Raw genomic sequence first — 26,881 nt, 5'->3', positions numbered from 1 at the left:
GTTTGTTCGGGGTCGTTGGGGTGTCTTTTCCCCCCTCTTCCTTCCCCCCCCCCCCCCCCCCCCCCCAAGCCCGCTCCCACGCTGTCAGCATCCTCTGTACCCCGACCCGGCCATCGCGCCGGGTTTTTATTTGCCTTTTGGTTAGCTTGAATTGATTCTATTTATCAATTAATAATGAATATCATTACCCAGTAACCCGGCGATGATCTTCATGAAAACCGTCCTCCACGAACTGCCCTACCTGGAAAACTGGCGCTGGCTCAGCCGGCGTATTCGTTGCGCCCTGGCGCCTGACGAGCCACGCCTGATCGAGCACTACCTGGCCGAAGGCCGTTACCTGGTGTGCTGCACCGAGACCTCGCCCTGGACGGTGGCAATGACCTCTTTCCGCCTGCTGCTGGATACCGCCTGCGACCGCATGCTGCCCTGGCACTGGCGCTGCCTGTGCCTCGACCAGGCATGGCGCCCGTTGCTCGACCTGCGCAACCTCGATCGCCAGGCGCATAACGAACGCTGGCAACCCTTTGCGATGCAACTGGCCACCTGTGTGCTGTTGCCGTCGATTTCTCCCGAAGAACTGATGCAAGGACTTGAAGATGAGTGATACCCGTATCGAGCGTGACAGCATGGGTGAACTGCAGGTGCCGGCCCAGGCACTGTACGGCGCCCAGACCCAGCGCGCGGTCGACAACTTCCCGGTCAGCGGCAAGCCGATGCCGGCCCAGTTCATCCGCGCCCTGCTGCTGGCCAAGGCGGCCGCGGCCAAGGCCAACGTCGAACTGCAGCAACTGAGCCCGGAGCAGGGCGGGGCAATCGTCAAGGCCGTGGAGCAACTGCTGGCCGAGGATTTCATCCAGCACTTCCCGGTCGATGTGTTCCAGACCGGCTCCGGCACCAGTTCGAACATGAACGCCAACGAGGTGATCGCCACCCTGGCCAGCCGCGTGCTTGGCGAGCAGGTCAATGCCAACGACCACGTCAATTGCGGCCAGAGCAGCAACGACATCATCCCTACCACCATCCACGTCAGCGCCGCCCTGGCCCTGCATGAGCAGTTGCTGCCGGCCTTGCGTCACCTGACGCAGGTGATCGAGAGCAAAGCCGTCGAAGTGCACAAGTACGTCAAGACCGGCCGCACCCACCTGATGGATGCCATGCCGGTGCGCATGAGCCAGGTGCTCGATGGCTGGGCGGCGCAGATCAAAGGCGCCCAGGCCCATGTCGAGGCGACGCTGCCAAGCGTGCAGGCGCTGGCCCAGGGTGGCACCGCGGTCGGCACCGGGATCAATGCCCATCCGCAGTTCGCGGCTGGCTTCGCTCGCCAGCTCAGCGGCCTGACCAAGGTCGAGTTCACCCCAGGCCAGAACCTGTTCGCCCTGATCGGCTCCCAGGACACTGCTGTGGCGTTGTCCGGCCAGCTCAAGACCACCGCGGTGGCGCTGATGAAGATCGCCAACGACCTGCGCTGGATGAACTCCGGCCCGCTGGCCGGCCTCGGTGAAATCGAACTGCAGGGCCTGCAGCCGGGCTCGTCGATCATGCCGGGCAAGGTCAACCCGGTGATCCCGGAGGCTACCGCGATGGTTGCAGCCCAGGTGATCGGCAACGACGCCACCATCGCCGTGGCGGGGCAGTCGGGCAACTTCGAGCTCAACGTGATGCTGCCGGTGATCGCCCGCAACCTGCTGGAAAGCATCGAGCTGATGGCCAACGTCAGCCGCCTGTTGGCCGACAAGGCTATCGCGACCTTCAAGGTCAACGAAGGCAAGCTCAAGGAAGCGTTGTCGCGCAACCCGATCCTGGTCACCGCGTTGAATCCGATCATCGGTTACCTCAAGGCTGCCGAAATCGCCAAGACCGCCTACAAGCAGGGGCGCCCGGTCATCGACGTGGCGCTGGAGCACACCGACCTGTCCCGCGACCAGCTCGAAGCGCTGCTGGACCCGGAAAAACTCACCGCCGGCGGCATCTGAGCCAAGGCTGCCCAGGAGGCACGTCATGCAGCACTGGAGACGCACCACGCAAAACGCCAATCGCCTGTTCGACCAGGGCGAGCTGGTCGATGCCCGGGAACACTACCTGCAAGCGCTGGCCTTGGCCCAGGTGCTGTTCGAGCGCTGGCATGACGTCGATGAGGCGGTGGCCGCGCTGGTCATCGCCCATCACAACCTGGCCGACCTGCACCTGCGGCTGAACCAGCCGCACGAAAGCGCCGACTACCTGTGCGCTGCGCACCAGGCATTGCTCCAGGCCAGCCAGGAGCAACGTCTGCCCCAGGCGTTGCGCGATGCCGCGCTGCGCCACAGCGCACGCACCTACACCGAGTTGCTGAGTTTCATCGCCGAATATGGCCAGTACCCGCGCACCGAACGCCTGCTCAATCGCCAGGCGCCGGCTACCAGTGAACTGGTCGCACAAACGGACCTCACGCTTCGTACACCTGCTCATGGAATCCACTGACATGCCCCATACCTTGCCTGCACTGCCTTATGCCTACGATGCGCTGGAGCCGCACATCGATACCCAGACCATGGAGATCCACCACAGCAAGCACCACCAGACCTACATCAACAACCTCAATGCCGCCATCGAGGGCACCGAGTGGGCCGAATGGCCGGTGGAGCGGTTGGTTGGCGCGGTCAAGCAGTTGCCCGAGAAGCTGCAAGGGGCAGTGATCAACCAAGGCGGCGGCCATGCCAACCACACCCTGTTCTGGACGGTCATGTCGCCCAAGGGCGGAGGCGAACCACAGGGTGAGGTGGCCAAGGCCATCGATGCCCAGCTGGGTGGTTTCGAGGCGTTCAAGGACGCGTTCACCAAGGCCGCGCTGAGCCGCTTCGGCAGTGGCTGGGCCTGGCTCAGCGTGACGCCGGCGAAAACACTGGTGGTGGAAAGCAGTGGCAACCAGGACAGCCCGCTGATGCACGGCAACACGCCGATCCTGGGGCTCGACGTGTGGGAGCATGCCTACTACCTGAAGTACCAGAACCGTCGCCCGGAATACATTGGTGCTTTCTACAACGTGGTCGACTGGGCCGAAGTGGAACGCCGCTACCTTGAAACCCTGAAGTGAGTCGAACCGGTATGCGCTCCGAGGTGATGTCTGTCAGCAGTGTGCGCCTGTTCCGCCTGGCGCTTGGGACCTTGCTGTTGCTGGTTGGCACCGCGCTGCTGGTGGCGCGCGGCATCGCCTGGCTGGACCTGGAGCCGCGCATGTTGCGTGCCCTGGAGGGCGGTGCACTGTGCGCACTGGGCACGGCATTGGGCGCGGTACCGGTGCTGGTGATTCGCAACATGCCTGTGGCGCTGGCCGACACCTTGCTTGGCTTTGGCGCCGGGGTGATGTTGGCCGCCACCGCGTTCTCGTTGATCATCCCGGGACTGGAGGCGGCCCAGGCCATCGGTTACAGCCCTTGGGGCGCCGGTGGCTTGATCAGCAGCGGCCTACTGTTCGGGGCGTTGTGCCTGTTCCTGGTCGATCTCAGGGTGTCTGGGGCGTCCCCCGAAGCGCTGGTCGGTACCGGGCAGCAGCCGGTGATCGCTGCGCGGATCTGGCTGTTCGTCATTGCCATCATCGCCCACAACATTCCCGAAGGCATGGCCATTGGTGTGTCTGCCGGGGGCGGCATGGCCGATGCCGACAGCCTGGCCATGGGCATTGCCCTGCAGGATGTGCCGGAGGGGCTGGTGATTGCCCTGGTGTTGGCGGGGGCCGGGATGCCGCGCTTCAAGGCGTTCCTGATTGGTGCTGCGTCCGGGTTGGTCGAGCCGCTGGCGGCGGTCATTTGCGCCTGGTTGGTGAACATTGCCGAACTGCTGTTGCCGCTGGGCCTGGCCTGCGCGGCGGGGGCGATGCTGCTGGTGGTGACCCAGGAGATCATCCCTGAGTCACGCAGCAACGGGCATCACCGCCTGGCGAGCCTGGGGTTGTGCGTGGGCTTCTGCCTGATGATGGTGATGGATACGGCGATGTCCTGAGTGTCAGGCGAAAATCACTTCCACCCGGCCTTCGCGCCGGGTCTGGGGGGCTTCCTTGACCACGATCTGTATGTCCCGGCCCAGGCGGGCGAGGCAATCGATCATCTTGCTTTCGCTGATGCCACGGAATTTGCCGCGGGTCAGGGCAGAGACCTTGGGTTGGCTCAGGCCGAGCAGCTCAGCGGCCTGTAGTTGAGTGAGCTGGCGTGCCTTGATGATGCTGCAGATCTTGCTGGCCAGGCGGGCCTTGACCAGCATCTCGCTGGCGTCGGCAAGGTGCAGGTCGGCATAGACGTTGTCGGTGCCTTGTTCGATTTCAATCATGTGTTTTCCCCTTCGAGTGAGCCTGTGCCAGCTTCAGGCGGGCATGAATCAAATCCACGTCATGCCTTGAGGTTTTGATGCCGCTGCGGGATTTCTTCTGGAAACAGTGCAGCACGTAAACCGCGTCGACCAGGCTGATGGTGTAGACCGCACGATAGGTGTCGCCGTGATGGTCTTCGACCACCTCGAGCACGCCGCCGCCTGAAAACCCTTTAAGCACCTTTGCCTGCTAGTGCTTGCAGCCTTCCTGAGCCTGATACAGAGCAAAACCGAACACATCCTGGCCGGGAGTGCCTGGATATCCTTTCGGGAGCTACCAACCCAGAACAGGCGTTTGACATTCTTGATCGCTTCCATGAGATCGCCTCGAATCTATACCCATATTGGTATAGTGGCAATCAGACTATCATTCACACCGACAATTGGTAGCGGATGTTACGCGGGGAGGGTTACTCGCCTTCGTCGAAGAAGTTGTTGATCAGCGCCACCAGCGCTTCAAGGGCGTCGTTGTCCTGCTCGCCTTCGGTGAGCAGATGCACCTGGGTGCCCTTGCCGGCGGCGAGCATCATCACCGCCATGATGCTCTTGCCGTCCACCAGTTTGTCCGGTGCGCGGCCGACCCGCACCTGGCAGGGGAAGCGCCCGGCCACGCCGACGAACTTGGCTGCCGCGCGGGCATGCAGGCCCAGCTTGTTGATGATGGTTATTTCGCGGGCGGGCATCGTGTGGCGGATCCTGTGGGCTAGAGGTCGCGGTGGCGGACCTGGACATTTTTCAGGGATTGCTGGAGCAACTGGCCGAGCCGTTCGGTGATGTACACCGAGCGGTGATGGCCGCCGGTGCAGCCGATGGCGATGGTGACATAGGCGCGGTTGCTGGCGGCGAAGCGGGGCAGCCATTTGAGCAGGTAGCTGGAGATGTCCTGGAACATCTCGTCGACGTCCGGCTGGGCGGCCAGGTAGTCGATCACCGGCTGTTCGAGCCCGGAGTGGTCACGAAGTTCCGCTTTCCAGTAGGGGTTGGGCAGGCAGCGCACGTCGAATACCACGTCGGCATCCACTGGCATGCCTCGCTTGAAACCGAAGGATTCGACCAGGAAGGCGGTGCCGGGCTCCGGCTGGTTGAGCAGCCGCAGCTTGATCGAGTCGCGCAGCTGGTACAGGTTCAGCCGGGTGGTGTCGATCTTCAGGTCGGCCAGGTCAGCGATGGGCCCCAGCAGCTCGCTTTCTACCCGGATGGCCTCGGCCAGCGAACGGTTGGCGTTGGTCAGCGGGTGGCGGCGGCGGGTTTCGGAAAAGCGCTTGAGCAGGGTTTCTTCGTCAGCGTCCAGATACAGCACATCGCACTGGATATGCCGGGAGCGCGCCTCCTCCAGCAGTTCGGGGAAGCGCGTCAGGTGGCTGGGCAGGTTGCGCGCATCGATGGACACAGCCACTTTGGGCTGTTGCAACTCGGTGTTGATCAGCGCGTTTTCCGCCAGCTGCGGCAACAACCCGGCAGGCAGGTTGTCTATGCAGTAGTAGCCGTTGTCTTCCAGCACGTCGAGGGCGGTGCTTTTACCCGAGCCGGAGCGGCCGCTGACGATGATCAGGCGCATGTTCAGGCCTCGTTCTGGACGTCCAGGACCACCTGGTAGAGCGCTTCGTTGCTGTTGGCAGCACGCAGGCGCTTACGCACATCCTCGCGATCGAGCATGCTGGCGATCTGGCGCAGCAATTCAAGGTGCGCATCGGTTGCGGCTTCAGGGACCAGCAGGACGAACAGCAGGTCCACGGGCGCGCCATCGATGGCGTCGTAATCGATGGGAGCTTCCAGGTGCAGCAGGGCACTGACGGGCGCTGAGCAACCCTCGAGCCTGCAGTGGGGAATGGCGATGCCATTGCCAAAACCGGTGGAGCCGAGTTTCTCGCGGGCAATCAGCTTCTCGAAGACGTCTTGCATCTCGAGCTCTGGGATTTGCTCGGCAATTACAGTGGCGACCTTTTCGAGGGCGCGCTTCTTACTGCCGCCCGGCACGTTCACGAGGGAACGGCCGGGGGTCAGGATGGTTTCAAGTCGGATCATGGATGAGGGGGATCAGCGGGCGGCTGCGCCTTGCAGCAGGCTTTGCTGTTTTTCCTTGTGTTTTTTCAGTTGGCGGTCGAGCTTGTCGGCAAGCGCGTCGATCGCGGCATACATGTCTTGGTGTTCGGCATTGGCAACGACTTCGCCACCGGGTATCTGGAGCGTGGCTTCAACCTTTTGCTGCAGCTTCTCGACTTTCATGATCACCGTCACATTGGTGATCTTGTCGAAATGACCCTCCAGTCGGGCGAGCTTCTCGAGCACGTAATCGCGCAGTGGTTGGGTGACTTCTACATGCTGTCCACTGATGTTGACTTGCATACAGCTTCTCCTTTGTTGCCCGTGCATAAAGAGGCAGGTATTGCACCTGCCACTGAAACGCTATGGCTTGCCCAGGGGCTACATCAGTCGCTTGCGCTCACTCGAAGGGGCGATGCCCAACGATTCGCGGTACTTGGCGACGGTGCGACGGGCTACCTGGATGCCTTGTGCCTCCAGTAAACCAGCGATCTTGCTGTCACTCAATGGCTTTTTCTGATTTTCCGCGGCGACCAGTTTCTTGATGATCGCGCGAATCGCCGTGGACGAGCATTCGCCACCTTCGGCGGTGCTCACGTGGCTCGAGAAAAAGTACTTGAGCTCGTAGATGCCGCGTGGCGTGTGCATGTATTTCTGCGTGGTGACCCGGGAAATGGTCGACTCATGCATACCCACCGCCTCGGCGATGTCGTGCAGCACCAGCGGCTTCATGGCCTCGTCGCCGTGGTCAAGGAAACCGCGCTGGTGTTCGACGATCTGGGTCGCCACTTTCATCAGGGTTTCGTTGCGGCTTTGCAGGCTCTTGATGAACCAGCGCGCTTCCTGCAGCTGGTTGCGCATGAAGGTGTTGTCGGCGCTGGTGTCGGCGCGGCGCACGAAGCCTGCGTACTGCGGATTGACCCGCAGGCGCGGCACGGCTTCCTGGTTGAGCTCGACCAGCCAGCGTTCGCTGTCCTTGCGCACGATGACGTCCGGCACCACGTATTCGGGCTCGCTCGACTCGATCTGCGAGCCAGGGCGCGGATTGAGCGTCTGCACCAGCTCGATGACCTGGCGCAGTTCGTCTTCCTTGAGCTTCATGCGGCGCATCAGCTGGCTGTAGTCGCGGCTGCCGAGCAGGTCGATATAGTCGCTGACCAGGCGCTGAGCTTCGCTCATCCACGGCGTCGAGGCCGGCAGCTGGCGCAGTTGCAACAGCAGGCACTCACCCAGGGAGCGGGCGCCGATGCCGGCGGGCTCGAACTGCTGGATGCGGTGCAGCACCGCCTCAACTTCGTCCAGCTCGATGTCGAGCTCGGGGTCGAAGCCGGCGCAGATTTCTTCGAGGGTATCTTCCAGGTAGCCCTGGCCGTTGATGCTGTCGATCAGGGTGACGGCAATCAGCCTGTCGGTGTCGGACATCGGCGCGAGGTTGAGTTGCCAGAGCAGGTGACTTTGCAGGCTCTCGCCCACGGACGTGCGGGTGGTGAAGTCCCACTCGTCATCATCGTTGCTGGGCAGGCTGCTGGCGCTGGTCTGGTAGATGTCTTCCCAGGCGGTGTCGACAGGCAGCTCGTTGGGGATGCGCTCGGCCCACTCGCCTTCTTCCAGGGTTTCGGTGTTGCCGGTGGTTTCCTGGAAGCTGGTGTCCTGGGCTTCGGCGACCGGTTTGCTTTCGGCGTTGTCCGCCATCGGGTCGCTGTTGTCGAAGTCGTCGCCGTCTTCCTGGCGTTCGAGCATCGGATTGGATTCCAGCGCCTCCTGGATTTCCTGCTGTAGGTCCAGGGTGGAAAGCTGAAGCAGACGAATGGCCTGTTGCAACTGCGGGGTCATCGTCAGTTGCTGGCCCATTTTTAGGACGAGCGATGGTTTCATGGCAGGGGCTTAATACCTTGTTAGCCGGCGCACATGCGCCATCTACTACCTGTAGGGCGCTGGGCGCCGATTTTAAGCAAGTTCTTATGCAACTCGTATGCCTGAAATTCTAGCGCTTGCCTAGAGCACAGTAACACTTAAGCCCTGAACGGGCGTGTGCGCCAGTGCTCCAGGCGGGCCCGGATCAGAGGCGGAACTCGTGACCCAGGTAAACCTCCTTGACCAACTGGTTGGCCAGGATGGTCTCGGCATCGCCCTCGGCGATCAGTTGACCATCGTTGACGATGTAGGCCGTCTCACAGATATCGAGCGTCTCGCGAACGTTGTGGTCGGTGATCAGCACGCCGATCCCCTTGTTCTTGAGGTGATGGATGATCTGCTTGATGTCGCCCACCGAGATCGGGTCGACGCCGGCGAACGGTTCATCCAGCAGGATGAACTTGGGCGCGGTGGCCAGGGCGCGGGCGATTTCGACACGGCGGCGTTCACCACCGGAAAGGCTCATGCCGAGGTTGTCGCGGATGTGGCTGATGTGGAATTCCTGCAGCAGGCTTTCCAGCTCCTTGCGCCGGCCGTCGCGGTCGAGGTCCTTGCGGGTCTCGAGGATGGCCATGATGTTGTCGGCCACCGACAGCTTGCGGAAGATCGAGGCTTCCTGCGGCAGGTAGCCGATGCCGGACTGGGCGCGGCCGTGCATGGGCTGGTGGCTGACGTCGAGGCTGTCGATCAGTACCCGGCCCTGATCGGCCTGGACCAGGCCGACGATCATGTAGAAGCAAGTGGTCTTGCCGGCGCCGTTAGGGCCGAGCAAACCGACGATCTGGCCGCTGTCGATGGACAGGCTGACGTCGCGAACGACTTGCCGGCCTTTGTAGCTCTTGGCCAGGTGCTGGGCTTTGAGGGTTGCCATTTACTCGGCCTTTTTCTTCGGTTGAATGACCATGTCGATGCGCTGACGTGGTGCAGTCACGTTGCCGCCGCGGCCGGCGGTCGCCACCTGGGTTTTGGTGTTGTAGACGATTTTCTCGCCTTCGGTGGTGTTGCCTTCGTTCTCGACCTTGGCGCGGTCGGTCAGGATGACCATTTCTTTTTGCGCCTGGTACTGGATGGTCACGGCCCAGCCTTTCATCTTGTCCGGCTTGGCTGCGCTCTGCTGCTGCTCGAAGTAGGCCAGGTTGCCCACCGAGGTGACCACGTCGATGTCGCCGTTGGCGGCGCGGGTCATGGTCACGGTGTTGCCTTTGATCACCATCGAACCTTGGGTGATGATCACGTCGCCGGTGTAGGTGGCCACACCCTGCTTGTCGTCCAGGTGCGCGTTGTCGGCCTGGATGCGAATTGGCTGGTCACGGTCGTTCGGCAGGGCGAAGGCGCTCGCGCTTCCCAGTGCTACGCCCAGGCTGAGCAGAAGGGGGATGGTTTTAACGAGCCTCATACTGTCCTCTTACGTTAGAGAGCAGGTCCATCCTGCCTTCTTTCAAATACGCTTTCATTCCTTTGCCCGTAGTCGTGCCACCGGCGCCGTCGATTCTAACGGCTTGCTCGGTCTGCGCATATTGCTTCTGCGGGAACACGGTCATGCGTGTGCTGGTAATAATGGTTTGACGTTGCTTTTCGTCGGTACGGGCAACCCGCACATTGTCGATCAACTCGACTTCGGTGCCGTCCGGGTTGACCTCGGCGCGCGTGCTCTGCACATGCCAGGGGTACTCGGTGCCACGGTACATGTGCAGGTCGGGCGTGGTCACCAGGGTGACTTCGCTGGTCTTGAGGTGCTCGACCTTGTCGGCGGTCATTTCGTATTGCAGCTTGCCGTCAGGCAGGAACTGCACGCTGTGAGCGTTGATCGCGTAGTAGTCGATGGCGCTCTCGTCGGTCTGCGCGACCGGCTTGTCGAGGAAGCTCTCGGGGCTGATGTTCCAGTACCCGACGGCCACCAGCACAGCGGCTATCACGCCAAGCAGCGCGAAATTTCTGATCTTCTTGCTGAACATGGGGTGCCTTAGAGGTAGTGGGCGTTGGCAGCGTCCAGGGTACCCTGGGCCTGCATGATCAGTTCGCAGAACTCGCGGGCGGCGCCTTCGCCGCCGCGTGCCTGGGTGACGCCGTGGGCATGCTGGCGAACGAACGGCGCGGCATTGCTTACCGCCATGCCCAGGCCCACCCGGCGAATCACCGGCAGGTCTGGCAGGTCATCACCCAGGTAAGCGACCTGTTCGTAGCTTAGATTGAGTTCGGCAAGCAGGCCGTCCAGCACCACCAGCTTGTCCTCGCGCCCCTGGAACAGGTGCGGGATGCCGAGGTTCTTCGCCCGGCGCTCGACCACCGGCGTCTTGCGCCCGCTGATGATCGCCGTGGTGACGCCTGCGGCCATGAGCATCTTGATGCCGTGGCCGTCGAGGGTGTTGAAGGTCTTGAATTCGCTGCCGTCTTCAAGGAAGTACAGGCGGCCATCGGTGAGCACGCCGTCAACGTCGAACACCGCCAGCTTGATGGCCTTGGCGCGTTGCATGAGGTCCTGGTTCATTTACATCACTCCGGCGCGCAGCAGGTCGTGCATGTTCAGGGCGCCGGTCGGCCGGTCGCTCTGATCGACAACGACAAGTGCGCTGATCTTGTGGTCTTCCATGATTTTGAGCGCCTCGGCGGCGAGCATCTCGGCGCGGGCGGTCTTGCCGTGCACGGTCATGACTTCGTCGATGAGGGTCTTGTGCACGTCGATATTGCGATCGAGGCTGCGGCGCAGGTCGCCGTCGGTGAAGATCCCGGCCAGCGTGCCGTCGTGCTCCAGCACCACGGTCATGCCCAGGCCCTTGCGCGACATTTCGATCAGCGCGTCCTTGAGCAGGGTGCCGCGCTGCACCTGGGGCAGTTCGTCGCCGGCATGCATCACGTTCTCGACCTTCAGCAGCAAGCGGCGGCCCAGTGCCCCACCGGGGTGGGAGAAGGCGAAGTCTTCGGCGGTGAACCCGCGCGCTTCCAGCAGGGCGATGGCCAGTGCGTCGCCCAGGGCCAGCGAGGCGGTGGTGGAGGAGGTCGGTGCCAGGTTGAGCGGGCAGGCTTCCTGGGCGACGCTGGCGTCGAGATTGACTTCGGCGGCCTGCGCCAGCGGCGAGTCCGGGTTGCCGGTCAGGCTGACCAACTGGATCCCCAGGCGCTTGATCAGCGGCAGCAGGGTGACGATCTCGGCGGTGCTGCCCGAGTTGGACAGGGCGAGGATGACATCGTCACGGGTGATCATGCCCATGTCGCCATGGCTGGCTTCGGCCGGATGCACAAAAAAAGCCGGCGTGCCGGTGCTGGCGAGGGTGGCGGCGATCTTGTTGCCGATATGCCCGGATTTGCCCATGCCGACCACGACCACCCGGCCCTTGCTCGCCAGGATCAGCTCGCAGGCCTTGACGAAATCACCGTCGATGCGGGCCAGCAGTGCCTGCACAGCCTCGAGTTCCAGGCGCAGGGTGCGCTGGGCGGATTGGATCAGCTCGCTGGATTGGCTCATGTCGAAAACGCAATGCCTGATGAAAAGGCGGCGATTATAGCCGCAATGTGTGAAAGGCTCATCCATTCGATTGTCGTAAGAAACCACTACAAGGCTGTCGCCTGCCTGAACAGCCGGATTTGCGGCCTTGGGGGCGTGCCATCTGCGGTGCTATAGTTCGCCGCTGTTCGGCCCGCCAGGGACCAGTGTGCCTTCAAGATGAGGGCAGGCGTCCATGAAGACGAGGCTGCATTGCAAGGAGTCTAGATGAGTGTGGATAGCGCCTGCGCGGTCGAGCTGAAGGGAGTCACCTTCAAGCGTGGTTCGCGCAGCATTTTCAGCAACGTGGACATTCGCATTCCCCGTGGCAAGGTCACCGGTATCATGGGGCCCTCGGGGTGCGGCAAGACGACATTGCTGCGTCTGATGGGCGCACAGTTGCGGCCGTCCAGCGGTGAAGTCTGGGTCAATGGCCAGAACCTGCCCGCGTTGTCGCGGGGCGATCTGTTCGATGCACGCAAGCAGATGGGCGTGCTGTTCCAGAGCGGCGCCCTGTTCACCGACCTCGATGTCTTCGAGAACGTCGCCTTCCCGCTGCGCGTACACACCGAGCTGCCGGACGATCTGATTCGCGACATCGTCCTGATGAAGTTGCAGGCCGTGGGCCTGCGCGGTGCCATCGACCTGATGCCCGACGAGCTCTCCGGCGGCATGAAGCGCCGCGTGGCGCTAGCCCGGGCGATTGCCCTCGACCCGCAAATCCTCATGTACGACGAGCCGTTCGTCGGCCAGGACCCGATCGCCATGGGCGTGCTGGTCCGTCTGATCCGTCTGCTCAACGACGCCCTGGGTATCACCAGCATCGTGGTTTCCCACGACCTGGCGGAAACCGCCAGCATCGCCGACTACATCTATGTGGTGGGTGATGGCCAGGTGCTGGGGCAGGGCACGCCCGCCGAACTGATGGGCTCGGACAACCCGCGTATCCGCCAGTTCATGAAGGGCGACCCGGACGGTCCGGTACCCTTCCACTTCCCTGCGCCAGACTACCGCGCCGATTTGCTGGGGACGCGTTGATGCGCAGAAAATCCTTACTCGAACGTATCCGTCTGTTTGGCCGCTCGGCCATCGACGTGCTGGCGGTGCTGGGCCGCTCCTGCCTGTTCCTCGGTCACGCGCTGAGCGGTCGAGGCGGTGTCGGCGGCCGCTTCCAGTTGCTGGTCAAGCAGCTCTATTCGGTTGGCGTGCTGTCGCTGGCGATCATCGTCGTGTCCGGGGTGTTCATCGGCATGGTGTTGGCGCTGCAGGGCTACAGCATCCTCGCCCGCTATGGTTCGGAGCAGGCTGTGGGGCAGATGGTTGCCCTGACCTTGCTGCGTGAGCTCGGGCCGGTGGTGACCGGCCTGCTGTTCGCCGGCCGCGCGGGTTCCGCGCTGACGGCCGAAATCGGCAACATGAAATCCACCGAGCAGCTGTCGAGCCTGGAAATGATCGGTGTCGACCCGCTCAAGTACATCGTCGCCCCACGCCTGTGGGCCGGCTTCATCTCGTTGCCGCTGCTGGCGCTGATCTTCAGCGTGGTGGGCATCTGGGGTGGCTCGTGGGTCGCGGTCGACTGGCTGGGCGTCTACGAAGGCTCGTTCTGGGCCAACATGCAGAACAGCGTTTCTTTCACCGACGACGTGATCAACGGGCTGATCAAGAGCCTGGTGTTTGCCTTCGTCGTCACCTGGATCGCCGTATTCCAGGGGTATGACTGCGAGCCCACCTCAGAAGGGATCAGCCGTGCCACCACCAAGACCGTGGTCTATGCCTCGTTGGCAGTCCTGGGTCTGGACTTTATTCTGACCGCCTTGATGTTTGGAGATTTCTGATGCAAAACCGCACCCTGGAAATCGGTGTCGGCCTGTTCCTCCTGGCCGGGATCCTGGCGCTGCTGCTGCTGGCCCTGCGTGTCAGCGGGCTGTCGGCCAGCCCGAGCAGCGACACGTACAAAGTTTATGCCTACTTCGACAATATCGCCGGTTTGACGGTCAGAGCTAAAGTGACCATGGCCGGTGTGACCATCGGCAAGGTCACGGCCATCGATCTGGACCGCGATTCGTACACCGGTCGGGTCACGTTGCAGCTGGACAAGAACGTCGACAACCTGCCGACCGACTCCACTGCCTCGATCCTGACCGCCGGCCTGCTGGGCGAGAAGTACATCGGCATCAGCGTGGGCGGCGAAGAAGCGGTTCTCAAAGACGGCAGCACCATCCACGACACCCAGTCGGCGCTGGTGCTGGAAGACCTGATCGGCAAATTCCTGCTCAATACAGTGGGCAAGGAACCCAAAGAAGCGCAACCGGCTAATTAAGGAGTTTCCATGATTTCGATCCTGCGACGTGGCCTGCTGGTTCTGCTGGCGGCCTTCCCCCTGCTGGCCATGGCGGCGCCGGGGCAGTCCGCCCGTGATGTCATCCAGGGCACCACGACCCAGTTGCTCAACGACCTCAAGGCCAACAAGGCGCAGTACAAGGCCAACCCCGAGGCGTTCTATACCGCGCTCAACAGCAACCTTGGCCCGGTGGTCGATGCTGACGGCATCTCCAAGAGCATCATGACCGTCAAGTATTCGCGCAAGGCCACTCCGGAGCAGATGCAGCGCTTCCAGGAGAACTTCAAGCGCAGCCTGATGCAGTTCTATGGCAATGCCCTGCTCGAGTACAACAACCAGGGCATCACCGTCGACCCGGCCAAGGCCGAGGACGGCGATCGCACCAGCGTCGGCATGAAGATCACCGGCAACAACGGTGCGGTCTATCCGGTGCAGTACACCATGCAGAAGATCGACGGCGAGTGGAAAGTGCGCAACGTCATCGTCAACGGCATCAACATCGGCAAGCTGTTCCGCGACCAGTTCGCCGACGCCATGCAGCGCAACGGCAACAGCCTGGACAAGACCATCGACGGCTGGGCCGGCGAGGTGGCCAAGGCCAAGGAAACCGCCGACAACTCGCCGGATAAGGAAGTCAAATGAGCGATGCCGTCGTGAGCATGTCCGAGCCCGGCGTTCTGTGCCTGGCCGGGGTGCTCGACTACCGCAGCGGGCCGGCCCTGCGTCAGCAGGGCAAGGCGCTGATCGCCGGCAGTGGCGAGCAGCGGCTGGTGCTCGACTGCAGCGCGGTGGTCAAGTCGAGCAGCGTCGGGCTGGCCCTGCTGCTGGCCTTCATGCGCGATGCACAGGCGGCTGGCAAGGCCTGCGAAGTGCGCGGCATGCCTGCCGACATGCGGGAAATTGCCGGGGTCTATGACCTCGATGAAGTGCTGGCCGGTTGATGGCTTGCACCAAGGTGAAGGCCCCTCGGTCAGCGCATCCCGTCATGGGCTTCGCAGGCGAGGGGCTTTTTTGTATGATGGCCGACCCGCGCGCGTTGGGCGCCGATCGAGGTTGAGCATGCAGGCCGTAGAAGTCAAAAGCTTTCTGGAAGAGAAATTGCCGGGATCCCGGGTCGAAGTTGAAGGCGAAGGCTGCAACTTCCAGTTGAACGTGATCAGCGACGAGCTGGCCGGCCTGAGCCCGGTCAAGCGTCAGCAGGCGATCTATGCTCACCTCAATCCGTGGATCGCCAACGGCGCCATTCACGCGGTAACCATGAAATTCTTCAGCAGCGCAGCCTGGGCTGAGCGCACCTGAGCCAACTTGGCGGCGAGACACAAATGGACAAACTGATTATCACTGGCGGCCCACGCCTCGACGGCGAAATTCGCATTTCCGGCGCGAAAAACGCGGCCCTGCCGATTCTGGCGGCGACCCTGCTGGCCGACGGCCCGGTTACCGTGGGCAACCTGCCACACCTGCACGACATCACCACCATGATCGAGCTGTTCGGTCGCATGGGCATCGAGCCTGTGATCGACGAAAAGCTGGCCGTGGAGATCGACCCGCGCACCATCAAGACCCTGGTTGCTCCTTACGAGCTGGTCAAGACCATGCGTGCCTCGATCCTGGTACTCGGCCCGATGGTTGCCCGTTTCGGTGAAGCCGAAGTGGCCCTGCCTGGCGGCTGCGCCATCGGCTCTCGTCCGGTTGACCTGCACATCCGCGGCCTGGAAGCCATGGGCGCGAAGATCGAGGTCGAAGGCGGCTACATCAAGGCCAAGGCCCCCGAGGGCGGCCTGCGCGGCGCGCACTTCTTCTTCGATACCGTCAGCGTGACCGGTACCGAGAACATCATGATGGCCGCAGCACTGGCCAAGGGCCGCAGCGTGTTGCAGAACGCCGCTCGCGAGCCTGAAGTGGTCGACCTGGCCAACTTCATCAACGCCATGGGCGGCAAGGTTCAGGGCGCTGGCACCGACACCATCACCATCGATGGCGTCGAGCGCCTGGCCTCGGCCAACTACCGCGTCATGCCCGACCGTATCGAGACCGGTACCTACCTGGTCGCCGCTGCCGTTACCGGTGGTCGCGTCAAGGTCAAGGATACCGATCCGACCATCCTTGAAGCCGTGCTTGAGAAGCTCAAGGAAGCCGGCGCCGACATCACCACCGGTGAAGACTGGATCGAGCTGGACATGCACGGCAAGCGGCCCAAGGCCGTCAACCTGCGTACCGCTCCTTACCCGGCGTTCCCTACCGACATGCAGGCGCAGTTCATTTCGCTCAACGCCATCGCCGAAGGCACTGGCGCAGTGATCGAAACCATCTTCGAAAACCGCTTCATGCACGTCTACGAAATGCACCGCATGGGCGCGCAGATCCAGGTCGAAGGCAATACCGCCATCGTTACCGGCGTCAAGGCGCTCAAGGGCGCTCCAGTGATGGCCACCGACCTGCGTGCTTCCGCCAGCCTGGTGCTGTCGGCGCTGGTCGCCGAGGGTGACACCCTGATCGATCGCATCTACCACATCGACCGTGGTTACGAGTGCATCGAGGAGAAACTGCAGATGCTGGGCGCGAAGATCCGTCGCGTACCGGGTTAGTAGCCTGCAGGCGCATGGATGCGCCTACCGAATCGAATACCGGCCAGGTTCACTGCCTGGCCGGCTGTAGCCGCTTAAGGACCGACGTTTCCCATGTTGACCATCGCGCTATCCAAAGGCCGTATTCTCGACGATACCCTGCCACTGCTGGCCGAGGCCGGTATCGTGCCGACCGAGAACCCGGACAAGAGCCGCAAGCTGATCATCCCCACCACGCAGGACGACGTGCGCCTGCTCATCGTGCGGGCCACCGACGTGCCGACCTATGTCGAGCATGGCGCCGCCGACCTCGGTGTAGCCGGCAAGGACGTGCTGATGGAATACGGCGGCCAGGGCCTGTACGAGCCTCTGGACCTGCAGATTGCCCAATGCAAGCTGATGACCGCTGGCGTCACCGGTGCCCCTGAGCCCAAGGGCCGTCTGCGTGTGGCGACCAAGTTCGTCAACGTGGCCAAGCGTTATTACGCCGAACAGGGCCGCCAGGTCGACATCATCAAGCTGTACGGCTCCATGGAGCTGGCCCCGCTGATCAATCTCGCCGACAAGATCATCGACGTGGTCGACACCGGCAACACCCTGCGTGCCAATGGCCTCGAACCCCAGGAGCTGATCGCCACGATCAGTTCGCGCCTGGTGGTCAACAAGGCCTCCATGAAAATGCAGCACGCCCGTATTCAAAGCCTGATCGACACCCTGCGCAACGCTGTCGAATCGCGACACCGCGGCTGACTTCTGCGCGCGACCTTCGCTGTCGCGCCCGTCTATCCGCGTCATAGCCTTCTTTCTCAGGTGCCCGCGCGGATGGACTGGTAGCCTAGGGCGCCTGAGCATTCGCTAATAATCGAGGCCCTCGCCATGACCGTGTCCACTGCAATTGCCCGTCTCAACGCCGCTGACCAGGATTTCGCCCGACATCTGGATCATCTGCTGAGCTGGGAAAGTGTGTCCGATGACGCGGTCAACCAGCGCGTGCTCGACATCATCAAGGCCGTGCGCGAGCGCGGTGACGCAGCGCTGGTCGAATTCACCCAGCGCTTCGACGGTGTCGACGCCAAGACCATCGATGACCTGATCCTCGGCCGTGCCCGCCTGGAGCTGGCGCTGACCCGCATCACCCCGGTGCAGCGTGAAGCGCTGGAGAAAGCCGCCAACCGCGTGCGTCTGTACCACGAGCGGCAGAAGCAGGACTCCTGGCAGTACACAGAAGCCGACGGCACCGTGCTCGGCCAGAAGGTCACCCCGCTGGACCGCGCCGGCCTCTACGTGCCGGGCGGCAAGGCGTCGTACCCCTCGTCGGTGCTGATGAACGCCATCCCGGCCAAGGTTGCCGGCGTGGCTGAAGTGGTCATGGTGGTGCCGACCCCGCGCGGCGAGGTCAATGAGCTGGTGCTGGCCGCTGCCTGCATCGCCGGCGTCGACCGGGTGTTCACCGTTGGTGGCGCCCAGGCCGTCGCTGCCCTGGCCTACGGCACCGAAAGCGTGCCGCAGGTGGACAAGATCGTCGGCCCAGGCAACATCTATGTGGCCACCGCCAAGCGCCATGTGTTTGGCCAGGTTGGTATCGACATGATCGCCGGCCCGTCGGAAATCCTGGTGGTGTGCGATGGCCAGACCGATCCGGACTGGATCGCCATGGACCTGTTCTCCCAGGCCGAACACGATGAAGATGCCCAGGCCATCCTGGTCAGCCCCGATGCCGAGTTCCTCGATCGCGTTGCCGCCAGCATCGACAAGCTGCTGCCAACCATGGAGCGCGCCGAGATCATCGAAAAGTCGATCAACGGCCGTGGCGCTCTGATCCAGGTGCGCGACATGCAACAGGCCATCGAAGTGGCCAACCGCATCGCCCCTGAACACCTGGAGTTGTCGGTGGCCGACCCGCAGGCCTGGCTGCCGCAGATCCGCCACGCCGGCGCGATCTTCATGGGCCGTCACACCAGCGAGGCGCTGGGCGACTACTGCGCCGGCCCCAACCACGTACTGCCGACTTCCGGCACCGCGCGCTTCTCCTCGCCGCTGGGCGTGTATGACTTCCAGAAGCGCTCGTCGATCATCTTCTGTTCCGAGCAGGGCGCATCCGAGCTTGGCCACACCGCTTCGGTACTGGCCCGTGGCGAGTCGTTGACCGCCCACGCCCGCAGCGCCGAATACCGCATCCTCACCGAGAAGGGGAATTGAGCATGAGTCGTTTCTGGAGTCCCTTCGTCAAGGACTTGGTGCCCTACGTGCCGGGCGAGCAGCCCAAGCTGGCCAAACTGGTCAAGCTCAACACCAACGAGAACCCCTATGGCCCATCGCCCAAGGCGCTGGAGGCCATGCGTGGCGAGTTGAACGATAACCTGCGCCTGTACCCGGACCCGAATGGTGACCGGCTCAAGCAGGCGGTGGCCGAGTACTACGGCGTCACCCCGGCGCAGGTGTTTGTCGGCAACGGTTCGGACGAGGTGCTGGCGCACATCTTCCACGGTCTGTTCCAGCATGATGCGCCGTTGCTGTTCCCGGACGTCAGCTACAGCTTCTACCCGGTGTATTGCGGCTTGTACGGCATCCCGTACGAGCAGGTGGCGCTGGACGAGCATTTCCAGATTCGCGTTTCGGACTACAACAAGCCAAACGCCGGGATCATCTTCCCCAATCCCAATGCGCCGACCGGTTGCCTGTTGCCGCTTGAGGCCGTGGAGCAGCTGCTGCAGGCCAATCGGGATTCGGTGGTGGTGGTGGACGAGGCGTACATCGACTTCGGTGGCGAGACGGCCATCAGTCTGGTTGATCGCTATGACAACCTGTTGGTGACGCAGACGCTGTCCAAGTCGCGTTCGTTGGCTGGCCTGCGGGTTGGCCTGGCGGTGGGGCATGCGGACCTGATCGAGGCGTTGGAGCGGATCAAGAACAGCTTCAACTCCTACCCGTTGGACCGGGCCGCGATTGTCGGGGCTGCGGTGGCGTTCGAGGATCGCGGGTACTTTGACGAGACGTGCCGTAAGGTGATCGAGAGCCGTGAGGTGTTGGTTTCGGCGTTGCAGGCGCGTGGGTTCGAGGTGTTGCCTTCGGCGGCGAACTTCATCTTTGCCCGGCATCCGCAGCAGGATGCGGCGGGGATTGCGGCGCGGCTGCGGGAGCAGGGGGTTATTGTGCGGCACTTCAAGCAGGCGCGGATTGCGCAGTTCCTGCGGATTACGGTTGGGACGCCGGAGATGAATCAGGCGTTGCTTGATGCGCTTGATTGATTTGATTTGATTTGATTTGAATTGAGTTGTTGATGTTGGGGCGAATTGGGGGGTTCTCCTGATTCGCCCTTTGTTGTTGTTGTTGTTGTTGTTGTTGTTGTTGTTGTTGTTGTTGTTTTGAAGGTTTTATGCGCATTCGTTTGCGATGTCGACGCATAGTCACCTTTCCGCCCTTACGGCGGGTTACTTTGGTCTTGGCCAAAGTAACCAAAGCCGCTCGCTCCCATCATACGGCCCCTACGCTGCGCTTCGGGGTCCCTTCGCTCCGGCGTCCTCCGGGCCCGCGCGGCCTCCGACTTGCTGCGCAAGTCTACATCTCGCGCCTTCGGCTGCGCCGAAGGGTGCTGCGCACCAGGGCCCTCCAGACGCCTACGCTCAGCCTCCTGAAGTCGCGAAGTTAGGGGCGGCGCCTGGGCTGGCGTTAGCTGTCGCTAGTAGGGTTAGTTGGGAACTCAGGATTGCAATCGCTGGCAAGCCAGCTCCCACAGGTTAGTGCGAACTTTCAAACTTACGCTGTACCTGTGGGAGCCGGCTTGCCGGCGATAGGGTCCGAACAGACAACACATATATAACAGCCAAACCTAGATAGCCGCATTACTGCTCTTGATCTGCTCTTGATCTGCTCTTGATCTGTTTTTGCTTTTGCTTCTAAGCGCGCAATAGTTCAGGCAACACAAATTGCGACTTCAGGAGGCCGAGTGGAGGTGACTGTAGGGCCCTGGTGCGCAGCACCCTTCGGCGTAGCCGAAGGCGCGAGATGTAGACTTGCGCAGCAAGTCGTAGGCCGCGCGGGCCCGTAAGGCACCGGAGCGAGGGGACCCCGGAGCGCAGCGCAGGGGCCGTATGATGGGAGCGGGCGGCTTTGGTTACTTTGGCCAAGACCAAAGTAACCCGCCGTAAGGGCGGAAAGGTGACTAAAAGTCGCCATCGCCGCTGAATGCGCATACATCTACAAAAACCAACACCCTAAGCCCCGAACCCGAACCCGAACCCGAACCCGAACCCGAACCCGAACCCGAACCCGAACCCGAACCCGAACCCGAACCCGAACCCAAACCCAAACCTTGCCACCCCCACCCCAACCCGCTATCGTCCCACCACCTCAAAAATTCATCCGATGACTGGACGTACCCAGGTGACCCTCCTGATCAAACGCACCCTGGTCGAGCAAGCCGTCGACCAACTCCGCGACCGCATCGCCCAAGGCACCTGGTCGATCGGCCAGCGCCTGCCCACCGAACCCGAACTTGCCAGCGACCTCGGCATCAGCCGCAACACCGTGCGCGAAGCCATGCGCGTCCTGGCCTTCAGCGGCCTGGTCGAGATCCGCCAGGGCGACGGCAGCTACCTGCGCACCGCCCAGGACCCCCTGCAAGCCGTGCAGGCCATGGCCCGTTGCACCGTCGAGCACGCCCGCGAAACCCGCCATATCCTCGAAGCCGAAGCCATCGGCCTGGCGGCACTGCGCCGAACCGAACAGGACCTGCGCGAACTGCGCCAAGCCCTGCAGCACAGCGCGGCGCACTTCCAGGGTGACGTGGACGCCTACGTCGAATGCGACATCAATTTCCATCAGCGCCTGGTGGATGCCGCCCACAACCCGGCGCTCAGCGAACTCTACCGCTACTTCTCCGGCGTAGCGGCCGCCGCCCTGCAGCACAACATGACCACCGTCCCCCGTTGCCAGGCGGTGTTCGACCTGCATGAGCAGATTCTCGACGCCGTCGCACAACGCGACCCGGAACTGGCCAAGCGCCTGAGCCGAACCCTCATCGAATCCTGAACGGGAGACGGCCATGGCCGAACCTATGACCCGCGACACGACTCCCCGCGAAGCGGAGCTCGACGAACTGCTGATCGACGCCGAGGCTGACGACGAGCAAGTGCAGCAACAGCCGGTGCTGTTGCGCCGGCCCTGGCTGCTGTTGCTGGGCCTGGTGCTGGTGGCACTGAACCTGCGCCCGGCCCTGTCGAGCATGGCGCCGGCACTGGGCCAGGTCTCGCAAAGCCTGGGCCTCAGCGCCTCGCAGGCGGGCTTGCTGACCACCTTGCCGGTGCTTTGCCTGGGGCTGTTCGCACCGCTGGCGCCGATCCTGGCACGGCGCTTCGGCAGCGAGCGGGTGATCCTCGGGATCCTCCTCACCCTGGCCCTGGGCATCCTGGTGCGCAGCGCACTGGGCGTGACGGGGGTGTTCCTTGGCAGCCTGATGGCGGGGGCGAGCATCGGCATCATCGGTGTGCTGCTGCCGGGTATCGTCAAGCGCGACTTCCCACAACACGCCGGCACCCTCACCGGGGTCTACACCATGGCCTTGTGCCTCGGGGCGGCGCTGGCCGCCGGCGCCACCGTGCCGCTGAGCCAGCACTTCGATGACAGTTGGGCGCTGGGCCTGGGCTTCTGGATGCTGCCGGCGTTGCTGGCGATGCTGGTATGGCTGCCCCAGGCACGCCAGGGCCATGGCCTGCACAAGGTGGCGTATCGGGTGCGCGGGCTGTGGCGTGATCCACTGGCCTGGCAGGTGACGCTGTACATGGGCTTGCAGTCGTCGCTGGCCTATATCGTCTTCGGCTGGCTGCCCTCGATCCTGGTGGGCCGGGGCCTGAGCCCGACCGAGGCAGGCCTGGTGCTGTCGGGTTCGGTGCTGGTGCAACTGATCAGCTCACTGAGCGCGCCGTGGCTGGCGACCCGTGGCAAGGACCAGCGCCTGGCCATCGTGATCGTCATGCTGGTGACCCTGGCCGGCCTGTTCGGCTGCCTCTACGCGCCCATTGACGGGCTGTGGGGCTGGGCGGTGCTGCTGGGGCTGGGGCAGGGCGGCACCTTTGCCCTGGCCTTGACCCTGATCGTGTTGCGCTCGAAAGATGCGCACGTGGCTGCCAATCTGTCGAGCATGGCCCAAGGGGTGGGGTACACCCTGGCGTCCACCGGGCCCTTCGCCGTCGGCCTGGTGCATGACCTGACCGGGGGCTGGGATGCCCTGGGCTGGATCTTCGCAGTGCTGGGGATAGGGGCTATCGCGTTCGGGCTGGGCGCCGGGCGGGCCCTGCATGTGCAGGTCAGCAGCGAGCGGGTGTAGAGCACGCCGCCCGCGATCATCATTCACGGCGCGAATGGGCATGGTACTGCTGCTAGCCAGGCAGTATCGTGCGGGTTCCGTATCTTCGCAGGACCACCCCATGAGCGATGCCAACAGCGCCCTGATCACCCGTTTCTACCAGGCCTTCCAGCGCCTGGATGCCGAGGCCATGGTGGCCTGCTACAGCGACGACATCGCCTTCAGCGACCCGGTGTTCGGCACCCTGCGCGGCCAGGATGCCGGCGATATGTGGCGTATGCTCACCCGCCGCGCCAAGGACTTCAGCCTGACCTTCGACAACGTTCGCAGCGATGAGCGCGGCGGCGAGGCCCACTGGGTGGCGACCTACCTGTTCAGCCAGACCGGGCGGGTGGTGGTCAACGATATCCAGGCGCGTTTCGTGATCCGCGACGGGCTGATCTGCCAGCACGACGACAGCTTCGACCTGTGGCGCTGGTCGCGCCAGGCGTTGGGCATGCCGGGGGTGTTGCTGGGCTGGTCGCCGATGCTGCAGAACAAGGTTCGCCAGCAGGCCTTCAAAGGGCTGCGGGCGTTCCAGCAGGGGCGCTGAGCGGGTAAGCTGGCGGCCATCTTCAGCTGTATCGAATCGAGCCGTGAGCGAGACACCTTCCACCGTCGAGTGCAAACCCTGGTACGTCTACCTGGTGCGGGCCGCCAATGGTTCGCTGTACTGCGGCATCAGCGATGATCCGCAGCGGCGCTTCATCAAGCACCAGAAGGGGCAGGGCGCACGCTACTTCAAGACCAGCCCGGCGCAGGCGCTGGTGTACGTGGAGCAGTGGCCGGACAAAGGCGAAGCGCTGCGCCAGGAGCGCCTGGTGAAGAAGCTGCGCAAGAAGGCCAAGGAGGCGCTGGTGACGTCGTATGCAGATGTCGTGGGAGCGGGCTTGCCCCGCGAAGGGGGTGGGCCTTCGTGATTGCTGTAATCGCGGGGCAAGTCGCATAGGCTCACCGCCGCTCCCTCGTGCCTTGAAATCAGTCCTTGCGTCGCTTCAGCTGATCGACCAACTGCGTCGGCAGCCCCTTGATCACCAGCGTCCCCGCTTCCTCGTCATACTCGATCTTCGAACCCAGCAGGTGCGACTCGAAGCTGATCGACAGCCCTTCGGCCCGCCCGGTGAAACGGCGGAACTGATTGAGCGTGCGCTTATCGGCGGGGATTTCCGGCGACAGGCCGTAGTCACTGTTGCGGATGTGATCGAAGAAGGCCTGTGGGCGGTCCTCGTCGATCAGGCTGGACAGCTCTTCGAGGCCCATCGGCTCGCCCATCTTGGTCTGCGAGGTAGCGTAGTCGACCAGGGTCTGGGTCTTTTCCCGGGCGGACTCTTCCGGCAGGTCTTCCTTCTCGACGAAATCGCTGAAGGCCTTGAGCAGGGTGCGGGTTTCGCCCGGGCCGTCCACGCCTTCCTGACAGCCGATGAAGTCACGGAAGTAGTCCGAGACTTTCTTGCCGTTCTTGCCCTTGATGAACGAGATGTACTGCTTGGAGTTCTGGTTGTTCTTCCACTCGGACAGGTTGACCCGCGCGGCCAGATGCAGCTGGCCAAGGTCGAGGTGGCGTGATGGCGTCACGTCGAGTTCGGCGTTCACCGCCACGCCTTCGCTGTGGTGCAGCAGGGCGATTGCCAGGTACTCGGTCATGCCCTGCTGATAGTGGGCGAACAAGACGTGGCCGCCGGTGGACAGGTTGGATTCTTCCATCAGCTTCTGCAGGTGCTCGACGGCGACGCGGCTGAAGCTGGTGAAGTCCTTTTCCTGTTCCAGGTACTGCTTGAGCCAGCCGCTGAACGGGTAGGCGCCGGACTCGCCATGGAACAGGCCCCAGGCTTTGCCTTGCTTGGCGTTGTAGCTGTCGTTGAGGTCGGCCAGCAGGTTTTCGATGGCATCGGAGGCCGCCAGTTCGCTGTCGCGCGCATGCAGTACAGCGGGGCTGCCATCGGGCTTCTTGTCGATCAGGTGAACGATGCAATGACGGATTGGCATGGAATTCTCTGTGATGTAAGCGGGGGCGAGGCCGCGCTGCAAAGGCGCTCAGTTTACCTCAGGGTGGGGGCGATGCAGTGGCCAGATGTTGGCAGAAATGGCGGTTGTTCGTTTTTTGTTCATTTTTGTGCGTTTTTTCCTTAAACCCCCGAAAAACCTGCACAAAATCAGTGTCGACAGCGGATATTTATCGATTCCTGTGGTAGCTTTGCGCGGTCTTGCGCCCCTTGAGTGGCGCATTGCTGGCAGCGTGCTGGCGGGGTGTCGAACCAAACGCCGATTTGCGCATCTACATACGCGATCGACGCGGCCTCTGGATTGTCCCGGGCTGGCCCGACCACCGACCAAGCACGCTGCACAACCTCTGATTTGATAGGGAAGGAACACCACCATGGCACTGACCAAAGACCAACTGATTGCCGATATCGCTGAAGCCATCGACGCGCCAAAAACCACCGCGCGCAACGCCCTGGAGCAACTGGGCCAGATCGTCGCCGACCAACTGGAAAACGGCGCCGAAATCACCCTGCCAGGCATCGGCAAGCTGAAAGTCTCCGAGCGTCCTGCCCGCACCGGCCGCAACCCTTCGACTGGCGCTGCCATCGAAATCGCTGCCAAGAAAGTCGTCAAGTTCGTTCCGGCCAAGTCGCTGAACGACGCCATCAACAAGTAATTGTTGCTGCGTTGACGAGACCGCGCCCGGCTTGCCCGGGCGCGGTTTTTTTGTGCCTGCGTTCCAGCTGATCCGTTGCTGTGAACGTTGTGGGAGCGGCGGTGGTGTCATATTCGCCATCGCTATCGCGGGGCAAGCCCGCTCCCACAGAGACAGTTGCCGCCACGAAGCCCCTGACCTCAGCGCTTGGCCAGCCAGCCCTTGCGCGCTTCGTCGTCATGGAAGCTCCAGGCGACCATGCGGCTCTGCTTCTGCCCCTGGCCCATCTCGACGATATGCAAGGCCTTCACCCCGGCCTTCTTCAGCGCCGCCTCGATGCCTGGTAGGTTGCTGGCCTTGGACACCAGGCTGGTGAACCACAGTACCTGCGCTGCGTACTGCACGCTTTCATCGATCAGTTGGCTGACGAAACGGATCTCGCCGCCTTCGCACCACAGTTCGTTGTTCTGCCCGCCAAAGTTCAGCACCGGCAGCTTGCGCTTGGGGTCCTGCTTGCCGAGGTTCTTCCATTTGCGCTGGCTGCCGCGGGTGGCTTCTTCGCGCGAGGCATGGAAGGGCGGGTTGCACAGGGTCAGGTCGAAGCGCTCGCCCTCCTGCAACAAGCCGCTGAGGATTTTCTTGCGCTCGGCTTGCAGGCGCAGGCCGATGGCCTTGTCCAACTGGTTGGCCTGGACGATGGCCTTGGCCGAGGCCAGGGCGATCGGGTCGATGTCGGAGCCGGTGAAGCGCCAGCGGTAGTCGCTGTGGCCGAGCAGCGGGTAGATGCAGTTGGCACCCACGCCGATGTCCAGCACGCGCACCTGGGCGCCGCGTGGCACCTCGCCGGCGTTGTCCGCAGCCAGCAGGTCGGCGGCCACATGGATGTAGTCGGCGCGCCCCGGGATCGGCGGGCACAGGTAATCGGCCGGGATGTCCCAGTGCTGGATGCCGTACTGGGCCTTGAGCAGGGCACGGTTGAACACCCGCACGGCTTCGGGGTTGGCGAAGTCGATGCTGGGTTTGCCGTAGGGGTTGGTGATGGTGAAGCGGGCGAGGTCCGGGTGGGCCTTGATCAGTGCCGGGAAGTCGTAGCGGCCCTGGTGGCGGTTGCGGGGGTGCAGGGTGGGTTTGTCGGTCATGGTTTCGGTCCTGTAAAGCATCGGAGGGGGAAGGAAACCCCCCCCACCCCACATCGGGCCCACATGAGTAAGGG

Annotated in this window: 33 protein-coding genes and 1 pseudogene; 20 read left to right on the top strand and 14 right to left on the bottom strand. The window is 62.9% G+C overall.

The window, feature by feature from the left end:
• Positions 1-202 precede the first annotated feature (202 nt).
• The 5 genes from ACO6VM_RS07010 to ACO6VM_RS06990 are packed head-to-tail and all read left to right on the top strand — an operon-like array spanning position 203 to position 3,978.
• A complete protein-coding gene (locus ACO6VM_RS07010) occupies positions 203-604 on the top strand; it encodes a FagA protein (protein ID WP_125860096.1) in 402 nt (133 codons plus the stop codon).
• Entirely contained in the window at positions 597-1,973 is a 1,377-nt protein-coding gene (locus ACO6VM_RS07005) for a class II fumarate hydratase (protein ID WP_125860094.1), read from the top strand. The genes ACO6VM_RS07010 and ACO6VM_RS07005 overlap by 8 nt, the downstream gene beginning before the upstream one ends.
• Positions 1,974-1,998: 25 nt before the next feature.
• A complete protein-coding gene (locus ACO6VM_RS07000) occupies positions 1,999-2,460 on the top strand; it encodes a DUF2753 domain-containing protein (protein ID WP_232883108.1) in 462 nt (153 codons plus the stop codon).
• Position 2,461: 1 nt separating this feature from the next.
• Positions 2,462-3,073, top strand: coding sequence for a superoxide dismutase (locus ACO6VM_RS06995; RefSeq protein WP_125860090.1), 612 nt, complete (start codon positions 2,462-2,464; stop codon positions 3,071-3,073).
• 11 nt (positions 3,074-3,084) lie between these two features.
• Positions 3,085-3,978, top strand: coding sequence for a ZIP family metal transporter (locus ACO6VM_RS06990; RefSeq protein WP_153787464.1), 894 nt, complete (start codon positions 3,085-3,087; stop codon positions 3,976-3,978).
• Positions 3,979-3,981: 3 nt separating this feature from the next.
• Here ACO6VM_RS06990 and ACO6VM_RS06985 read toward each other — a convergent pair whose 3' ends face one another.
• The 12 genes and pseudogenes from ACO6VM_RS06985 to ACO6VM_RS06930 all read right to left on the bottom strand — a co-directional run bounded on the left by ACO6VM_RS06985 (position 3,982) and on the right by ACO6VM_RS06930 (position 11,761).
• Positions 3,982-4,302: a helix-turn-helix domain-containing protein gene (locus ACO6VM_RS06985; RefSeq protein WP_401059740.1), complete on the bottom strand. Its 321-nt coding sequence runs from the start codon at positions 4,300-4,302 to the stop codon at positions 3,982-3,984.
• Positions 4,295-4,659 (bottom strand): annotated as a pseudogene (locus ACO6VM_RS06980) (type II toxin-antitoxin system RelE/ParE family toxin). Before ACO6VM_RS06980 ends, ACO6VM_RS06985 begins: the two are co-directional and overlap by 8 nt.
• 92 nt (positions 4,660-4,751) lie before the next feature.
• The gene (locus ACO6VM_RS06975) at positions 4,752-5,024 is read right to left on the bottom strand and encodes an HPr family phosphocarrier protein (RefSeq protein WP_125860083.1); all 273 of its coding nucleotides are present in this window, start codon (positions 5,022-5,024) and stop codon (positions 4,752-4,754) included.
• A gap of 20 nt (positions 5,025-5,044) precedes the next feature.
• Entirely contained in the window at positions 5,045-5,899 is an 855-nt protein-coding gene (gene rapZ / locus ACO6VM_RS06970; protein ID WP_347151737.1) for an RNase adapter RapZ, read from the bottom strand.
• 2 nt (positions 5,900-5,901) lie between these two features.
• A complete protein-coding gene (ptsN, locus tag ACO6VM_RS06965; protein WP_110993433.1) occupies positions 5,902-6,366 on the bottom strand; it encodes a PTS IIA-like nitrogen regulatory protein PtsN in 465 nt (154 codons plus the stop codon).
• A gap of 12 nt (positions 6,367-6,378) precedes the next feature.
• Positions 6,379-6,687 (bottom strand): ribosome hibernation-promoting factor, HPF/YfiA family, encoded by a 309-nt coding sequence (gene hpf / locus ACO6VM_RS06960; protein WP_110993432.1) that lies wholly within the window; start codon positions 6,685-6,687, stop codon positions 6,379-6,381.
• Positions 6,688-6,765: 78 nt separating this feature from the next.
• The gene (locus ACO6VM_RS06955; RefSeq protein WP_347151739.1) at positions 6,766-8,259 is read right to left on the bottom strand and encodes an RNA polymerase factor sigma-54; all 1,494 of its coding nucleotides are present in this window, start codon (positions 8,257-8,259) and stop codon (positions 6,766-6,768) included.
• Positions 8,260-8,443: 184 nt separating this feature from the next.
• Positions 8,444-9,169: an LPS export ABC transporter ATP-binding protein gene (gene lptB / locus ACO6VM_RS06950; protein ID WP_110993430.1), complete on the bottom strand. Its 726-nt coding sequence runs from the start codon at positions 9,167-9,169 to the stop codon at positions 8,444-8,446.
• Positions 9,170-9,694, bottom strand: coding sequence for a lipopolysaccharide transport periplasmic protein LptA (lptA, locus tag ACO6VM_RS06945; RefSeq protein WP_110993429.1), 525 nt, complete (start codon positions 9,692-9,694; stop codon positions 9,170-9,172).
• Positions 9,681-10,253 (bottom strand): LPS export ABC transporter periplasmic protein LptC, encoded by a 573-nt coding sequence (gene lptC, locus ACO6VM_RS06940; RefSeq protein WP_316906875.1) that lies wholly within the window; start codon positions 10,251-10,253, stop codon positions 9,681-9,683. The genes lptA and lptC overlap by 14 nt, the downstream gene beginning before the upstream one ends.
• 8 nt (positions 10,254-10,261) lie before the next feature.
• Positions 10,262-10,786, bottom strand: a complete 525-nt coding sequence (locus ACO6VM_RS06935) for a KdsC family phosphatase (protein ID WP_125465339.1) — start codon at positions 10,784-10,786, stop codon at positions 10,262-10,264.
• Positions 10,787-11,761 carry a KpsF/GutQ family sugar-phosphate isomerase gene (locus ACO6VM_RS06930; RefSeq protein ID WP_390968373.1) on the bottom strand — a complete coding sequence of 325 codons (975 nt, stop codon included), beginning with the start codon at positions 11,759-11,761 and terminating at the stop codon, positions 10,787-10,789. It lies immediately after the preceding gene.
• Positions 11,762-12,007: 246 nt separating this feature from the next.
• Here ACO6VM_RS06930 and ACO6VM_RS06925 point away from each other — a divergent pair, with 246 nt between their 5' ends.
• From ACO6VM_RS06925 to ACO6VM_RS06860, 14 genes are all read left to right on the top strand, one after another.
• Entirely contained in the window at positions 12,008-12,817 is an 810-nt protein-coding gene (locus tag ACO6VM_RS06925; RefSeq protein WP_401059736.1) for an ATP-binding cassette domain-containing protein, read from the top strand.
• Complete coding sequence (gene mlaE, locus ACO6VM_RS06920) at positions 12,817-13,614, top strand: lipid asymmetry maintenance ABC transporter permease subunit MlaE (RefSeq protein ID WP_401059734.1); 798 nt, start codon at positions 12,817-12,819, stop codon at positions 13,612-13,614. Before ACO6VM_RS06925 ends, mlaE begins: the two co-directional genes overlap by 1 nt.
• Positions 13,614-14,099 (top strand): outer membrane lipid asymmetry maintenance protein MlaD, encoded by a 486-nt coding sequence (gene mlaD / locus ACO6VM_RS06915; protein WP_110993423.1) that lies wholly within the window; start codon positions 13,614-13,616, stop codon positions 14,097-14,099. Before mlaE ends, mlaD begins: the two co-directional genes overlap by 1 nt.
• A 9-nt stretch (positions 14,100-14,108) precedes the next feature.
• Positions 14,109-14,762, top strand: coding sequence for an MlaC/ttg2D family ABC transporter substrate-binding protein (locus ACO6VM_RS06910; protein ID WP_390968370.1), 654 nt, complete (start codon positions 14,109-14,111; stop codon positions 14,760-14,762).
• A complete protein-coding gene (locus ACO6VM_RS06905; protein WP_347151742.1) occupies positions 14,759-15,061 on the top strand; it encodes an STAS domain-containing protein in 303 nt (100 codons plus the stop codon). Before ACO6VM_RS06910 ends, ACO6VM_RS06905 begins: the two co-directional genes overlap by 4 nt.
• A gap of 118 nt (positions 15,062-15,179) precedes the next feature.
• The gene (locus ACO6VM_RS06900) at positions 15,180-15,419 is read left to right on the top strand and encodes a BolA family protein (RefSeq protein WP_110993420.1); all 240 of its coding nucleotides are present in this window, start codon (positions 15,180-15,182) and stop codon (positions 15,417-15,419) included.
• Between the two features lie 23 nt (positions 15,420-15,442).
• Positions 15,443-16,708, top strand: coding sequence for a UDP-N-acetylglucosamine 1-carboxyvinyltransferase (murA, locus tag ACO6VM_RS06895; RefSeq protein ID WP_110993419.1), 1,266 nt, complete (start codon positions 15,443-15,445; stop codon positions 16,706-16,708).
• A gap of 93 nt (positions 16,709-16,801) precedes the next feature.
• Positions 16,802-17,437 carry an ATP phosphoribosyltransferase gene (hisG, locus tag ACO6VM_RS06890; RefSeq protein ID WP_011532429.1) on the top strand — a complete coding sequence of 212 codons (636 nt, stop codon included), beginning with the start codon at positions 16,802-16,804 and terminating at the stop codon, positions 17,435-17,437.
• A 126-nt stretch (positions 17,438-17,563) separates the two neighbouring features.
• Positions 17,564-18,886: a histidinol dehydrogenase gene (gene hisD, locus ACO6VM_RS06885; protein WP_401059730.1), complete on the top strand. Its 1,323-nt coding sequence runs from the start codon at positions 17,564-17,566 to the stop codon at positions 18,884-18,886.
• Between the two features lie 2 nt (positions 18,887-18,888).
• Positions 18,889-19,935 carry a histidinol-phosphate transaminase gene (hisC, locus tag ACO6VM_RS06880; RefSeq protein WP_422402961.1) on the top strand — a complete coding sequence of 349 codons (1,047 nt, stop codon included), beginning with the start codon at positions 18,889-18,891 and terminating at the stop codon, positions 19,933-19,935.
• 1,117 nt (positions 19,936-21,052) lie between these two features.
• Positions 21,053-21,718: a FadR/GntR family transcriptional regulator gene (locus ACO6VM_RS06875; RefSeq protein WP_401060599.1), complete on the top strand. Its 666-nt coding sequence runs from the start codon at positions 21,053-21,055 to the stop codon at positions 21,716-21,718.
• A 13-nt stretch (positions 21,719-21,731) separates the two neighbouring features.
• Positions 21,732-23,012, top strand: coding sequence for a CynX/NimT family MFS transporter (locus ACO6VM_RS06870; RefSeq protein WP_401060600.1), 1,281 nt, complete (start codon positions 21,732-21,734; stop codon positions 23,010-23,012).
• A gap of 100 nt (positions 23,013-23,112) precedes the next feature.
• Entirely contained in the window at positions 23,113-23,583 is a 471-nt protein-coding gene (locus tag ACO6VM_RS06865) for a nuclear transport factor 2 family protein (protein WP_401060602.1), read from the top strand.
• Positions 23,584-23,626: 43 nt separating this feature from the next.
• Positions 23,627-23,950, top strand: a complete 324-nt coding sequence (locus ACO6VM_RS06860) for a GIY-YIG nuclease family protein (protein ID WP_401060604.1) — start codon at positions 23,627-23,629, stop codon at positions 23,948-23,950.
• A gap of 58 nt (positions 23,951-24,008) precedes the next feature.
• Here the strand turns inward: ACO6VM_RS06860 and yejK are convergent, their stop codons facing one another.
• Entirely contained in the window at positions 24,009-25,016 is a 1,008-nt protein-coding gene (gene yejK, locus ACO6VM_RS06855) for a nucleoid-associated protein YejK (protein ID WP_125465327.1), read from the bottom strand.
• A 391-nt stretch (positions 25,017-25,407) separates the two neighbouring features.
• Between yejK and ACO6VM_RS06850 the strand changes: the two genes are divergently transcribed.
• Positions 25,408-25,689 carry an HU family DNA-binding protein gene (locus ACO6VM_RS06850; RefSeq protein WP_110993227.1) on the top strand — a complete coding sequence of 94 codons (282 nt, stop codon included), beginning with the start codon at positions 25,408-25,410 and terminating at the stop codon, positions 25,687-25,689.
• 179 nt (positions 25,690-25,868) lie between these two features.
• Here ACO6VM_RS06850 and rlmF read toward each other — a convergent pair whose 3' ends face one another.
• Positions 25,869-26,807 carry a 23S rRNA (adenine(1618)-N(6))-methyltransferase RlmF gene (rlmF, locus tag ACO6VM_RS06845; protein WP_401060606.1) on the bottom strand — a complete coding sequence of 313 codons (939 nt, stop codon included), beginning with the start codon at positions 26,805-26,807 and terminating at the stop codon, positions 25,869-25,871.
• Positions 26,808-26,881: the final 74 nt, after the last annotated feature.

This window comes from Pseudomonas sp. GZD-209, from assembly GCF_049310485.1.
Classification (GTDB): domain Bacteria; phylum Pseudomonadota; class Gammaproteobacteria; order Pseudomonadales; family Pseudomonadaceae; genus Aquipseudomonas; species Aquipseudomonas sichuanensis.
Note: the sequence above shows the minus strand (reverse complement) of the source record. Positions and strands in the feature narration are given on the sequence as shown.